This window comes from Psychrobacter sp. Cmf 22.2, assembly GCF_001921745.1.
In the GTDB taxonomy this organism is placed as follows: domain Bacteria; phylum Pseudomonadota; class Gammaproteobacteria; order Pseudomonadales; family Moraxellaceae; genus Psychrobacter.
This window is the reverse complement of record NZ_MRYA01000003.1, coordinates 118,189-131,711: the sequence shown is the minus strand read 5'-3', so window position 1 is coordinate 131,711 and position 13,523 is coordinate 118,189. Positions and strand designations below refer to the sequence as shown.

Below are 13,523 nucleotides of genomic sequence, written 5' to 3'. Positions count from 1 at the left end.
GACGATAGCATTTGATCCTAGCAACTGAGGTAGATATGAACGAATCAGCCACCCAATTTAGTCCAAGCTCAAGCCAGCCCGTAGATCCCACTGTTTTGAATTTAACGGATAGTGCCGCCCAAAAAGTACGTCGCCTACGTGAAGAAGAAGGTGACAGCAACCTGATGTTACGTGTCTATGTGACTGGTGGCGGCTGCTCAGGGTTTTCCTATGGTTTTAACTTCGCCAATGACCTAAACGAAGACGATGCCAACTTTGATAATGGTGACGTGACGTTGGTTGTCGACTCAATGAGCTATCAGTACCTACAAGGCTCTACTGTAGATTATACCGAAGGCCTAGAAGGCGCACGTTTTATTGTGACAAATCCAAACGCGACCACTACTTGTGGCTGCGGTTCATCGTTTTCTATATAAATGATTGCTTTGATATTAAAGACTTAGTTTAGCTATTATTTAAATTTTTTTGGTTAAGCACCTATCTTATTGTTAGGTGCTTTTTAGTCTAAAGTTTTAACTTAAGTGTTTTAGTATAGTTGAATCGAATAAACAGCTGATGAAGTACTGTACATTTAATGAAAAAATGTAGATAAATGCAGATAAATGAATATAATTAGCCCCCATTAGTTTAGTTTTTTGCTATTATTTCCTAACCAATTTTTTCGTCAGAATTGGTCAAGTTAACCTTAGATAAAGCTTATTGTATTTGTAATTGTTCGTGGTTTTCAGAATAGCTTTAAGCTAAACTGACGGAATTCTTCACCCTAATATCTACCTCTTTTATGGTCAAACATCAGTTGCGCTTTGATCCGCCATAATAAATAACAATAGATGACTATTATGAGTAATTTTGCGAGTAGCTTTGAGAACTTTAAAATCCCAAATTGGTTCGACAGTCAGCATTTAGCGGGTATGCTCCGCGGTATCGAAAAAGAAGGTTTGCGCGTTAAGCCAGATGGCTTTTTGGCACAAACACCGCACCCAACCAAACTTGGGTCAAAGCTTACCCATCCGTTTATCACCACGGATTATTCAGAAAGCCTGCTTGAGCTCATCACCGATCCCAAAACCTCCCCCAAAGAAACCTTAAATATGCTACGCCAACTGCACTTGTTGGTTTATCAAGGTATGCCCGAAGGTGAGCTGATGTGGCCATTATCAATGCCATGCATGCTGTCATCGAACGATGAAGACATCCCGCTGGCTGATTATGGCAGCTCTAATACTGGTAAGCTTAAAACACTATACCGTAGTGGACTTGGTATTCGTTATGGTCGCCGTATGCAGGCTATTGCAGGCTTACATTATAACTTATCTTTTGGAGATAACTTATTTGAAGCTTGGCAGACTAAGACACCAACTGCACAAAGCCAGACGCTGACAGAGTTTAAGAACGAAAAATATCTGGGCCTTATCCGTAACTTTAAGCGCTTAACCAGCTTGGTACTGTATTTATTAGGAGCCAGTCCAAGCGTTTGTCCTTGCTTTGTGGCGGGACGTGAGCATGATTTAGAGCGATTAAATGACTCAACTTACTATAGACCTGCCGCCACCAGCCTACGTATGGGTAAGCTTGGCTATACCAATAGTGTGCAAGAGCAGCTCGATATCCGCTATAACAACTTGCCTGAGTATATCAAAGGGTTACGCCGTGCGATTCAGACGCCGCACGAGAGCTTTGAAAAACTTGGCTTAGATGATGCTGATGGCAATCCTATCCAGATTAATAATCATATACTACAGATAGAAAACGAATACTACAGCCCTATCCGTCCAAAACAAATCGCGATGAGCGGTGAGACGCCAACAGAAGCGCTTGAGCGTCGCGGCATTGCCTACGTTGAGTTTCGCGCCATCGATCTCGATCCTTATAGCGATATTGGTATTCGTCTTTCTAGTGCTTGTTTCTTAGAAGTCATGGCCCTGTACTGCCTACTAAGCGATTCGCCTGATTTGCTACCTGATGAAGAAGAAGCACTGGCCATTAATCTTGAGCGCGTAGTCAACGAAGGACGTCGTGAAGGTTTACATATTATAAATAATGGTGAAGAGCAGTTACTTGAGAGCTGGATGCTTGTACATTTGGATCGTATGCAGCCACTTGCAGCATTGCTTGATTCATATTATGGGGGCAATGACTACCGTACGGCTGTGGCTTTGATGCAAGGCAAGGCTGGACATCCTGAGTCAACCATTTCTGCACAAGTAAACTCTGATAGTAAACGACTAGGCAGCCTCTGGCAGCTTGGTTTTACCTTGGCACAGCAACATCGTGATTCGTTATTACAGCAGACGCTTAATCCAAACACTCAAGCTAAATATGAAGTATTGGCAGAAAAGTCTATCTTGCAGCAAGCAGAACTTGAAACAGCTGAGACTGAAAGTTTTATAGATTTTCTACAGCAGTATCGTTAGTAAATGACTAACTACTGCTAATGTATAATACTGATAAATAAACCATTCTATAAGAGTACCCTGCTAATGCAAAAACTGACCAATTATCGCAGTTTACAAGTATTTTTGGTTTTTATGACCGTGATTGGTATGAGTTATGCGTTGTTTTTTTTACAGCGTTATATGGGGTTATCTCCTTGTCCACTCTGTATTTTCCAGCGTATTGGCCTAATGGTAATGGGTGCTTTTGCGTTAATAGCGGCTTTATTTAACCCTAAAAAGCTAGGGCTACGATTGGTATTATGGCTTGGTAGCTTGGCTGGTATCGGCTGGGCTACAACCGTAGCAGCGCGGCATGTTTGGCTACAGCACTTACCTGCTGACCAAGTTCCTTCTTGTGGTCCGGGTTTAGATTACTGGCTCGATACCTTGCCTATGCAGCAGGTACTAAAAGAAGTGTTTGCCGGATCAGGCGAATGCGCAACTATCGATTGGACATTTATGGGACTTAGTATTCCTGAACAATCATTAATATTCTTTAGTATCTTGTTGTTGGCGCATATATTGATATTGTGGCGTATTTTTCGTCCAGTGAAGATATTAGCTTAATAAGAGTAACTCGAATACTGTTGTGCCTTTTTTGTATCTTGTCTTTTAACCTTTCTCGTATCATATTCATGGTAGACCACCTTAGGCACTCAACTAAGAATTTATCTCGTCTAACTTTACTTACTCCTAACAAAATATCTACATAGGAGTAATATCGGTTTGCTAAAGTACCTAGCGTTTATTCCTCTTATACAGTCGTCTATCGGTCAACTTTGACTACTTTCAACCTAACTTATCTTAGAAGTGGTATTTAAGACAGATAAGCGGTCGTTTAATAAGAATAAAAATATAAAACTAGATAAATTTACTTAATTAAAGCCAGTGACGTTTTTACAACGTTGCTGTGACTTATTGGCGCTACTATTGAGATAGACACTAATAGATATCTAATTTTCTTTTTTATTATAAAATAAACCTTTATTTTCTTTTTTATATGATGAAACAATTTATCTCTACCCCGCTTGTGGTGGTCTCCTCAATCAAACGCTTTGGTAGCCTTTTGTTGCCTTTGCCGCTTTGTATGATTTTGATTGGCTGTGATAGTCAGTCATCTACTACCGCAGCTGCTCACAGTGCATCAATAAAACAATCTTTAACTGACAGTAAAGTCCGCCATGATAATAAGCATGATTCTATGCAGGTAGATGGTGATAGTGAAAGTGTTGCTGTAGCAGATGATATAGTGAGCGTTGATGAAGGTGACTCTTTACTAGCAGTAGCCGAACCTGATAGTCATGACACCAATGTACAGAGTCGTCGTACTCCGATGATTTCAAATGCCACTATGGATAGTGATTTACAGGCGACTTTGATTGGTGATTATGTAGGTATTTTGCCATGTTCTTTTTGTTCTGGTATGACAGTAACACTAAATTTGTTCGCTGATGGTACAATCACCAAGACGAACATCTATGAAAACCCAACCACTCCCAAAGTACCCCTTACTGAATATGGTATCTATCGTCAAGACAATGACACTATCACTATCGTTTATGAAGATGATCAAATCGAGAGCTACCGTATTCAAAACAATCATCTTGTTATGCTAAATGATGATGACACTTTGAACACCGATTACACCTTGTCACTCAAATAAGCAGACATTTATAGTGCTGGATATAACTCTATATGTAACAATATAGTCGCAACTTTATTGAAGCTGTTTAAACGACTATTTACGCCTACTTGTTGGGCGTTTTTTATCGGTTATCTATTGGTGTTTACTTTACAATAAGCGCTGCTAACATTAATACACAGGTTAGTAGCTGTTAAATACTGAATCTTTTTTAATTTATTTATTGACTGTTTATTCTTGTCAGTATGACTTCATTTAATTTCTTATCATCACAGCGTGGACCATCTATGCATATTCATATTCTTGGTATTTGTGGCACTTTTATGGGTTCATTGGCCTTGTTGGCGCGAGAGCTTGGACACCAGGTCACAGGTTCAGATGCTAGTGTCTATCCTCCTATGTCGACCCAGCTTCAAAACGCTGGCGTAACTATCCAAGAAGGCTATCTTATAGAGCATTTGCAGCCAACGCCTGACTTGGTGGTCGTTGGTAATGCCATGAAGCGCGGTATGGATGTCGTCGAGTATATGCTTGATCAAGGTATGAGATATACTTCAGGGCCGCAGTTCCTCTCTGAGCAAGTATTGCAATCACGACATGTATTGGCAGTAGCTGGTACGCATGGTAAGACAACCACAACGACTATGCTGGCATGGGTATTACATTATGCAGGTATCGATACTGGGTTTTTGATTGGCGGTGTGCCGTTAGTAGATACGACAGATGCGCGCCTACAAAACGTATTTGCACATAGCAGTTATTTAGGCGCAGCTACTGTACCCAATGAAGCTGCAAACTCTATCGAAAGTAATAGCACAACATCTGCAACATCGGGGTATTTTGTCATAGAAGCGGATGAATATGATTCTGCGTTTTTTGATAAACGCTCAAAATTCGTCCATTATCGACCTCGGACTGCTATTTTAAATAACCTAGAATTCGACCATGCAGATATTTTTGCTGATTTAAATGCTATCCAGAATCAATTCCATCATATGGTACGTATGATTCCAAGTGCTGGCAAGATTATCATGCCAGCAGCGACCGCCAGTTTAGAAGATACCTTGGCTAAAGGTGTATGGACGCCAGTCTGGCGCACCGCAGTGACGGACCAGAAGTTTACGAATATTGAAGCAGTCGATACAAAAAGCGCTACCAATGAGACTATTACAAGTGACTGGCAAGCAGCTCTGTTGACAGAAGACGGTAGTCAGTTCAAAGTAAGCTTTAACGCTGATCCATCAACGAGTGCTACTGTTGATTGGTCGATGAGCGGTATGCATAACGTTAATAATGCGCTAGTTGCAGTAGCTGCAGCTTATGATGTCGGAGTAGATATTACGACAGCATGTGCCGCCCTCTCAGCGTTTGCAGGTATTAAACGTCGCATGGAGTTAATCGGAGATGTTAACGATATTTTAGTATTTGATGACTTTGCTCATCATCCGACAGCGATTACGACGACCTTAGATGGTGCCAAAAAGAAACTCACTAACAGACGGCTATGGGCGATTATCGAACCACGTAGCAATACCATGAAGATGGGTATTCATAAGGACAGTCTGGCACAATCAGCAGCGTTAGCGGATCACACAATTTGGTATGAGCCTGCTGGCCTTGAATGGGGGCTACAAGAAGTCATTGAGCGTGCTGAACATAATGATAATCAGCGGGTTGTAAATAGTATAGAAGATATTATCGAGCATATTACGACGCATGCACAAACAGGTGATGCGATTGTTATTATGTCAAATGGGGGCTTTGAAGGTATTCATCAGCGTCTATTAACATCATTATCTGAGCTAAATGCTCAAACTTAGAGCTTCCTATTTTATTTTTGACTCATTGTAATTAAATAGCATTACATAGGTGGTTTAGCTAAATTTAAAAGCGTTATTCTTAACCATAAGAATAGCGCTTTTTTTATCTCACCATATACTCGACTTTTATTCTATAATTTATAGACAAAAGTCCAATCTATATTAGTAACTGCCGTATTACTGTAATTACTTTTGTAACCTTTCATTTACTTATTTCATCTGCAAAATAGCAAATGGTGGTTTTTTCTCACATAGTGCTTACACTGGTAACACTTTACGCTTATTTATTTTGACGTTAAATGTTTACAATGCTGCTATCAACATTAGAAAAGACTTAAGAAAAAATTAATATAAAATTTCTACCATTTGTAATACATTAGGAGAAGAATAATGAGCTTTATTTGGATGATTATTGTAGGTCTTGTTGCAGGTTTATTGGCCCGTGCTATCAAACCTGGGAGCGATCCTATGGGTTGGATTATGACCATTGTATTAGGTATCGTCGGCGCGATGTTAGGTGGTTTTATTGCCGGTCTTATCGGTATTGACGCTGATGGTGGCTTTACTGGTCTAGTATTCTCAGTCATTGGTGCTATTATATTATTGTTCTTATATGAGATGATTGTGAACAAGCGCCGCACATAATGAGTTTAGACAACATAGTTTATTGAGTGTCACAAAAAGACTTTACATTATGTAAGGTCTTTTTTTGTGGCTGGTATTACCATTATCTCATACATGTCGTTAACTTGCGTTGTGTGACACTGTAGTACATCCTTTTATATGCCCACCCGTTGATTATTATCACTTTTGCCCTTATTTAACTTATAATACATCGCCTATTCAATCCGCTATTATCGAGGTGCTCCGTCATGGCATTACTCCCTATCTTAAGCTATCCTGATCCACGCTTGCGCACTATTGCCAAGCCAGTTAAAGAAGTCGATGATAAGATCAAGACTCTAATTACCGATATGATCGAGACCATGTATGATGCAGAAGGGATTGGTTTGGCCGCGTCACAAGTTGATCAGCATATCCAATTGATCGTCATGGATTTATCTGAAAACAAAGACTCACCTATGGTGTTTATAAATCCAAAAGTAACACCGCTAGTAGAAGAAAAACAGCCTTATGAAGAGGGGTGCCTTTCTGTCCCCGATGTCTATGATAAGGTTGAACGCCCTAACAAAGTACGTATCGAGGCAATAGATGAAAACGGTCAAGTCATTGATAAAGAAGTAGAAGGACTACTAGCTGTCTGTATTCAGCATGAGATGGATCATTTAAATGGTGTCATTTTTGTGGATTATTTATCGAGATTAAAGCAGACTCGCGCACGTGACAAAGTCCGTAAAGTACTCAAAATACGTGAGAAGCAAGGTGAAAAACAAGTGAGTAAAGAGGCGCAGACGACTAACGCTTAACTGATTGTTTTCTTTTTTATGTGATTTTTCTTAAAGGCTTCTTATCATGACCATGATTAAAATTGACCAATATTTTGACCCTATTGGCTGGAAAAAGTTTACTAAAGCTGCTGAAGGTCGTGAGACGCCTTTGCTGGTGGTTGATTTGAGTCGTATTAAAACTAAATATGCTGAGATAGCAGGTTTGTTCCCGACTGCTAAGATCCATTACGCGATGAAAGCCAGTCCTGCTGTGGAAGTTATCAACTTGCTGGCTGAGCTTGGCTCAAACTTTGACTGTGCCTCTATCTATGAGCTTGATCGCGTTCTCGATTGCGGAGTCGATGCTTCTCGTATCTCTTATGGCAATACGATTAAAAAAGCGGCGCATGTCAAATATGCTTTTGAAAAAGGTATTGATTTATATGCAACCGACTCAGAAGCTGACTTAAAAAACATTGCTAAGTATGCACCTGGGTCCAAAGTGTTTGTGCGTATTTTGGTGCAAGGTTCGGATACCGCTGAATGGCCATTGTCACGCAAGTTCGGTTGCCACCCTAATATGGCACTCGAGCTACTGGTACAGGCACGTGACTTGGGTCTGGTACCTTATGGTATCTCATTCCATGTAGGTAGCCAGCAAAAAGATGTAGCGGCGTGGGATGATGCACTTGCTAAGGTCAAATATATGTTTGACTGGATGAAAAACGAAGAAGATATTAAGCTACAAATGATCAATTTGGGTGGCGGTTTTCCAGCTAATTACATCAGTGAAGTCAATCCTGTAAAAGTCTATGCTGAAGAGATTACGCGCTACTTAAGCGATGATTATAGTGCTGAGGACATGCCTGAGATTATTCTTGAGCCTGGGCGTTCCTTGGTTGGCGGTTCAGGTGTCTTAGTGAGTGACGTGGTACTCATTTCGCGTAAGTCGCATACTGATTTGACCCGCTGGGTATATACCGATGTGGGCTTGTTTCAAGGTTTGATTGAAACCTTGGGTGAGGCGATCAAGTACCCGGTCTATACGCCAAAAATGGAAACGTCGACTAGCGAAGGGACAGTCGTACTGGCAGGTCCAACATGTGATTCGACTGATATCATGTATGAAGAAGCAGGTTATCAATTGCCCGAAGAGCTAGAAGTTGGTGATAAAATTTATTGGCTAACGACTGGTGCTTATACTAACTCTTACTCATCTGTTGAGTTTAATGGCTTTCCACCATTAGAAGTGGTCTATATCGATTAATATTTCATCGGTATTATTGATAAAAAAGCGCGGTACTGCTATTAGCAGTACCGCGCTTTTTTATATGATTATTTATTAACCCTAAAAATTCTAACACCATGATCTACGCAGAAATTATTAATATACAGTGGCTGTTAACAAGCCTTATGGCTGGCTACTGCTTTAAGTCCTGTCTGGATCATAGATGACAGCTACTCACTTAAACCCAGTACATTTTGCATATTATATTGTCCAGCGTTTTGCTGAATAACCCAAGTCGCTGCGCGTACGGCGCCTGCGGCAAAGGTCATGCGCGCGCGTGCTCGATGCGTAATCTCAACGACTTCACCATCGGCGATAAACATCACAGTATGATCACCGACTATTTCACCGCCGCGAATAGCGTGAATGCCGATTGTACCCGTTTCACGTGCACCTGTTTGGCCTTCACGACCATATACGGCTACGTCTTTTAGATTCTGTCCACGTGCTTCTGCGACTGCTTCTGCCATCATATAAGCGGTGCCCGATGGTGCATCAATTTTATGCTTATGATGCGCTTCGATGATTTCGACATCAGCATCTGTACCGAACGCTTTTGCTGCCATGTTCAATAGCTTCAATGATAAGTTGACACCCGTAGAGTAGTTGCCAGCATAGACAATAGCCGTATGCTTGCTGGCTTCGGTTAATACTTGCTCTTGCTGTGTACTAAAGCCAGTCGTACCAATGACCATCGCTACCTGATGCTCAGCACAAATTTGCATGTTTTGTTCGGTGGCATCGGGTAAGCTAAAATCGATTAGGACGTCTATGTCATTAATCACAGCCGTTAGGTCATCGACGATCTGTATCTCTAAACGACCTATAGCAGCTACTTCACCTGCATCCGCACCGACTAAGCTTGAGCCTTGACGCTCAATAGCTGCACTTAATAACGTTTGTGGATTGTCCTGCACAGCTTCTATAAGCATACGCCCCATACGGCCGCCAGCGCCAATCACGCCAACTTTAATAATCTGCTCTTTTGCTTGTTGACTCATACTTTTGTCCTGAATGCTTTATTTTTAGTAAAGGAGTTTTTAGGTGGTATTTATCGTAAGTTTAGCAAATATCCTCACCTAGGTGGTTCTTTCTACCCACATAAAAAAAGCCTAGGAGTTTCACGTGAAACTCTCAGGCCCAAAGTAATAAAGTCAGTTGTGCAGTTCAACCTATCAATCGAACGATTTATCAGTCGAACAATTCTCCGATTTTTTTAAAAAACGACTTTTTGTGCGGTGATTGTTGATGTTTGCTATCACCATCGAGAGTATCTTGGAACTGACGTAGCAAGTCTTTTTGCTCACGAGTTAAGTTCACCGGCGTTTCAATAACGACACGGCAAATCAAATCACCTTGCATCGTTGTGCGTACAGGTGTGACGCCTTTACCGCGTACACGTAACAACTTACCACTTTGCGTACCTTCAGCAACTTTGATTTTTACCTTACCATCTAAAGTTGGAATTTCAACTTCTTTACCAAGTGCTGCATCGGTGATGCTAACAGGCACGTCCATATACAAATCTGCGCCCTGACGGGTAAAGACGTTGTGCGGTTTGACGCGTACTTCAACATACAAGTCGCCATTTTGCACGCCTGCTCCGCCCGCTTCACCTTCGCCAGCCAGACGTACGCGATCACCATCATCTACCCCTGCTGGAATAGAAACTTCTAGCGTACGTGACTTTTCTTTGACGCCATCACCATGACAATCGGGGCAAGGGTTTTTGATCTGTTTACCCGTACCACCGCAATGCGGACAAGTTTGCTGCACAGCAAAGAAACCTTGCTGCATACGAATCTGACCTTGACCATGACAGGTCTGACAAGTCACGACATCAGAGGCATCTTTTGCGCCTTTACCATCACAAGTATCGCAAGGAGCTGGTGCAGTAAAGCTGATCTCTTTTTTGCAGCCACGTACCGCTTCTTCTAACGTCAGCTCGATTACATAACGCAGATCAGAGCCACGGCGCGAACGTCCACCGCCGCCACCGCGTGACTGACCAAAGATATCACCGAAATTCCCAAAGATATCACCGAAAATATCTTGGAAGTTACCCGCGCCTGCACCGCCAAAGCCGCCACCGCCCATACCATTCTCAAAGGCTGCATGACCCATACGATCATAGGCAGAGCGTTTGTCTGCATCGCTTAGGACTTCATAAGCCATCGACGCTTCTTTGAATTTGTCTTCTGCTTCAGGGTCATCAGAATTACGGTCGGGATGATACTTCATTGCCAGCTTACGATATGCACGTTTGATCTCTTTGCTGTCTGCAGTCTTATTAACGCCTAATACTTCATAAAAATCACGCTTACTCATGGGCTCTCCTCTCGTCATTACAGTCACGCCAACTGGCAAATTCATCAACCCACTTCCTAATTTTTACAACTAGGCATCCGCAGATGTTTCACATGAAACATAAGCTGTATAATAAAAGTGTAGGAAGTATATGAAAATTGCGAGTTAATACGGCGATATGCTGTTTTAACCAAATCAATTAATATAAGTTTGCGCTATTAATGGAGACCATAAGTTGATTTATCAAGTTGCGAATTATTAAATTCTTGATTGCTGTATCGATGTTTATCTAATCAGTACTCAGACAGCAAACCTACGTAACATTTTCATACTTTTATTGACCAAAGTCATGCTAGTATTTATCGCCATATTGATGCTTGTATTTAGTCCGCAAAAAGGTAGCCCACTCTATGAAAAAGCTCATGACACTGCTGATATTATTGGTAGTCATTGTAGTAGCCATTTATGCAGGTTCGCCTTATTACAGCGCCTATCAGCTCAAAAATGCCTATGATGACAAAGACGGGGCGACTATCGCTGCTGCCATCAATTATGAACAAGTACGGCCCAGTATAAAGACGCAACTGACTAATAGATTCGCCGATACAATGAATCAGTATCCATTGGTTGCAGAGCTTGGCGGTGAACCTCTGGCAAAAGCTGCCAATAGTTTTATTGTGCAGGCAGTAGATAGCGCGATCACACCGCAAAATGTTGAGAGACTCATCAATACTCAAGGCCAAGCTAATACGGCGACCAAAGAGCTTGCTGCGGCTTGGGCAATCTCTAGCAATCAAATCGATCTCAAAAACCTTATCCAAGACTTGATTATACATCGCGGTGATGTCGATATCGTAGTCAAACAACAAGTGCAGCAAATGATGAATCAGCAAGCTGCGCAGCTAGAGCAGCAAGCAGCACAAGGGACAGACAGTGACAAGCCAACATTAAGCTATTGCGGTCTTAATTGCTTTAACATTAGTGGACAAATCAAAGGCTACCCAATTACTATAAACATGCAGCGTGAAGGCTTTATTGAATGGAAAATCGTAGATGTCGTGCTCCCATAAGTAATTCAGTTCTATCATAAACGCTGTTACAAACCATATAAAACCGCCCTATAGACTCTGTTTATAGGGCGGTTTTTATTACTAATAAATCTATACCAATCAACTTTACGTAGCTGATTGTCTTGAAGAAGAATGTCGGAGCTATCTATTTTACTCCTAAGAACTCTAAAAATTCAGGACTCTCAAAACTGGCTTGATAGAGCACTCCATCTTCACGGTAAATAGCAGGCGTAGCCATGACCGCCAAGCCAGCTGCCTTTTCGCGATTCGGTGTTACATAATCTGCGCTACAGCTGGCTGGTGCAGGCGTCATCTCGCCCGCTAACATTGCTTTATCAAAAGCCTTACGACGACTACTTTCATCTGCTTGACACCAGATACCGCGCATCTGCGCCGGTGATTGCTCGTATATCGGATAGCCAATGATTTTTACGGTTACGCCCTTTGCATTGAGCATCGGTAGTTGTTGATGCAGTCTGCGGCAATAAGGACAGTTGACATCGTCAGCCACATAGATAACGGCTCTCTCAGCGCTAGTTGCCGGATAGGTTATGAGTTGTTTGTCATCTAAGGTTTTAAACACCGACTGGTTTTTACGCTTTTCAAACTCTTCATCCAGCCCTGTAAACTGTCCATTCTCAATGACGGATATCTCACCATCGGTAATATATTGCGCGTCATCGGATAATAAAAACGGCACGCCCTCTAAAGTCGCGCTCCAAAGCACGCCCGGTACCGCGGTATAAAAGAACGGTGTTTTGGCACTCATGTTTTTAAGCTCGTTCATATTAGCAAGTACAGCCGATTTGACCGCAGCGCTCACAGGCATACCTACTTGCGCACTCTTACTACGCGCTGGAGTATCGGTCACGACACGCTTGCTTGGGTTCTTTTGTAGCTCGCCTTGAATGACGTATTTACCATCTTCAGTAATATGTAGTGGCGGTTGACCAGCCAGATCAACTTGATACATGTTAGGTAAGTTAGATGGCGAAATAGAAGTGATCTGCGTCTTAATACCAGCTTGGGTCAGCACTTGGCGTAGCTGACTATCAACAGCTGCACTAACATCTCCAGCTGCTGGCGTATTCTGTGTGTTTTGGCTAGTGTTTTGGTTGGCACTTTTGCTTACGGAGTTAGAAACCGATGGCTCGGCACAAGCGGTCGTCGCTAACAATATGGCACTAATAAGACTAGCAAATTTTAATACAGGTCGTTTCACAAGCGTTGTCCTATCAAATTCGTAGTAGATTACTGAATCAAAACTTCTAATTTCTTTTAATCAAGGTTCTTCAGTTAATTTTAAAAGAAACTATATTTAGAAGACTATATTAAAAACAGTAACACTATGTAAAAAAGTAGATTAATGAAGCTGAGACTGTAGCACATTGACTAGTTTTGATAAGCGCTCAGCGTTTTATTTTGCAAAACTGCTACCCAGCTTTAAGAGACAGGCAACATCAGCAGTCAGACGACCGATATGGTGTCTGCTACTGATAGTTGTTTTGGGTAACGGGTTTTTTACGAGTGGATTTTGGATAGAGTATGAGGCAACTTTTCTGCTGCATAAAGT

12 protein-coding genes are annotated in these 13,523 nt (G+C 41.7%); 9 read left to right on the top strand and 3 right to left on the bottom strand.

Annotation, left to right across the window (positions count from 1 at the left end; genetic code table 11):
- Positions 1-35: 35 nt before the first annotated feature.
- The 8 genes from erpA to BTV98_RS07300 all read left to right on the top strand — a co-directional run bounded on the left by erpA (position 36) and on the right by BTV98_RS07300 (position 8,552).
- Positions 36-416, top strand: coding sequence for an iron-sulfur cluster insertion protein ErpA (gene erpA, locus BTV98_RS07335; protein ID WP_058367828.1), 381 nt, complete (start codon positions 36-38; stop codon positions 414-416).
- Positions 417-839: 423 nt separating this feature from the next.
- A complete protein-coding gene (gshA, locus tag BTV98_RS07330) occupies positions 840-2,414 on the top strand; it encodes a glutamate--cysteine ligase (RefSeq protein WP_083606141.1) in 1,575 nt (524 codons plus the stop codon).
- A 66-nt stretch (positions 2,415-2,480) separates the two neighbouring features.
- Positions 2,481-3,002, top strand: a complete 522-nt coding sequence (locus BTV98_RS07325; RefSeq protein WP_075103310.1) for a disulfide bond formation protein B — start codon at positions 2,481-2,483, stop codon at positions 3,000-3,002.
- A 433-nt stretch (positions 3,003-3,435) separates the two neighbouring features.
- Positions 3,436-4,098, top strand: a complete 663-nt coding sequence (locus BTV98_RS07320; protein ID WP_075103309.1) for a copper resistance protein NlpE N-terminal domain-containing protein — start codon at positions 3,436-3,438, stop codon at positions 4,096-4,098.
- A 266-nt stretch (positions 4,099-4,364) separates the two neighbouring features.
- A complete protein-coding gene (gene mpl / locus BTV98_RS07315) occupies positions 4,365-5,897 on the top strand; it encodes a UDP-N-acetylmuramate:L-alanyl-gamma-D-glutamyl-meso-diaminopimelate ligase (protein WP_075103308.1) in 1,533 nt (510 codons plus the stop codon).
- A 390-nt stretch (positions 5,898-6,287) separates the two neighbouring features.
- The gene (locus tag BTV98_RS07310) at positions 6,288-6,542 is read left to right on the top strand and encodes a GlsB/YeaQ/YmgE family stress response membrane protein (protein ID WP_075103307.1); all 255 of its coding nucleotides are present in this window, start codon (positions 6,288-6,290) and stop codon (positions 6,540-6,542) included.
- 227 nt (positions 6,543-6,769) lie between these two features.
- Positions 6,770-7,324, top strand: a complete 555-nt coding sequence (gene def / locus BTV98_RS07305; protein ID WP_075103306.1) for a peptide deformylase — start codon at positions 6,770-6,772, stop codon at positions 7,322-7,324.
- A 52-nt stretch (positions 7,325-7,376) separates the two neighbouring features.
- Positions 7,377-8,552, top strand: coding sequence for a type III PLP-dependent enzyme (locus BTV98_RS07300; RefSeq protein ID WP_075103401.1), 1,176 nt, complete (start codon positions 7,377-7,379; stop codon positions 8,550-8,552).
- A 191-nt stretch (positions 8,553-8,743) separates the two neighbouring features.
- On the opposite strand, the gene dapB is transcribed toward BTV98_RS07300, so the two are convergent.
- Together dapB and dnaJ are read right to left on the bottom strand one after the other, a co-directional pair.
- The gene (gene dapB / locus BTV98_RS07295) at positions 8,744-9,574 is read right to left on the bottom strand and encodes a 4-hydroxy-tetrahydrodipicolinate reductase (RefSeq protein ID WP_075103305.1); all 831 of its coding nucleotides are present in this window, start codon (positions 9,572-9,574) and stop codon (positions 8,744-8,746) included.
- Between the two features lie 190 nt (positions 9,575-9,764).
- The gene (gene dnaJ, locus BTV98_RS07290) at positions 9,765-10,901 is read right to left on the bottom strand and encodes a molecular chaperone DnaJ (RefSeq protein WP_075103400.1); all 1,137 of its coding nucleotides are present in this window, start codon (positions 10,899-10,901) and stop codon (positions 9,765-9,767) included.
- Positions 10,902-11,290: 389 nt separating this feature from the next.
- Between dnaJ and BTV98_RS07285 the strand changes: the two genes are divergently transcribed.
- Positions 11,291-11,950 (top strand): DUF2939 domain-containing protein, encoded by a 660-nt coding sequence (locus BTV98_RS07285; protein WP_058367822.1) that lies wholly within the window; start codon positions 11,291-11,293, stop codon positions 11,948-11,950.
- Positions 11,951-12,095: 145 nt separating this feature from the next.
- Here BTV98_RS07285 and BTV98_RS07280 read toward each other — a convergent pair whose 3' ends face one another.
- Positions 12,096-13,172 (bottom strand): disulfide isomerase DsbC N-terminal domain-containing protein, encoded by a 1,077-nt coding sequence (locus BTV98_RS07280; RefSeq protein WP_058367821.1) that lies wholly within the window; start codon positions 13,170-13,172, stop codon positions 12,096-12,098.
- Positions 13,173-13,523 lie beyond the last annotated feature (351 nt).